The sequence below is a fragment of the Longicatena sp. 210702-DFI.1.196 genome, assembly GCF_020563125.1.
Lineage (GTDB): Bacteria > Bacillota_I > Bacilli_A > Erysipelotrichales > Erysipelotrichaceae > Longicatena > Longicatena caecimuris.
Genome location: NZ_JAJCPX010000096.1, coordinates 1 through 685, shown reverse-complemented (window position 1 = coordinate 685; position 685 = coordinate 1). Strand labels below are relative to the sequence as shown.

The following is a 685-nucleotide window of genomic DNA, read 5'->3' as shown; positions in this document are numbered from 1 at the left end:
GTTCCTGTTCCTCTGTCAATGCGACTTTCTCTTTGGTATCATTTTCTAGGACTTCACTTAACTTGAAATCAAAAGGGTTTTTCCTTACACAATCGTCTTGTATGGCGATATAGAATGACGCTTTTAACGAGCGTTTATGGTTGTTAATGGTGTTATAGGAAAAGCCTTTGTCTTTCATGCGTAATGCCCATTCCTTAGCGTCAGAGGGTTTTATCGTATCAATGCTCCTAGCACCTAACTTGTCCTCTTTCAATAACCGCATGAGCTGTTCCCGTTGTTTCTGTGTGCTTTTCTTCACATTTGCCCTCTGTGCGTTCTGTTTGGCGTAGAGTTGGCAAAGCGTCATTTTCTTGCCTGTGCTGTCGATACCGTCCTCAATATCCCGTCTTATCTGCTGTTCCAGTTCACGAAGTGAGGGTTTTTCCCGTTTTCCCTTTGGTGTCGGGTCTGTGGGTGTCAATCTCCAAGCATACACATATTTTGTGTTTCCAAATGCGTCCACATATTTATATAAGTATTTCCCGTCTGTTCGTTGGCTCTCTCCAGTATGCAGGATACGTCCTTTGCTATCCCGTCTTTTTTCTTTCATGGTGTCTGCTCCTTTCCTTGTTGGAAAGAGCCTTGATATGACTTGTGTTCATCATAACACATACAAGGCTCATTTGCATTAGATTGCGTCCAATTT

At 42.6% G+C, this 685-nt stretch carries 1 protein-coding gene; it reads right to left on the bottom strand.

The genetic code is table 11. The features are described from left to right. On the bottom strand, positions 1 to 589 hold a 589-nt coding region (locus LI241_RS15525; protein WP_173019874.1), incomplete at its 3' end, for an integrase DNA-binding domain-containing protein. Positions 590 to 685 lie beyond the last annotated feature (96 nt).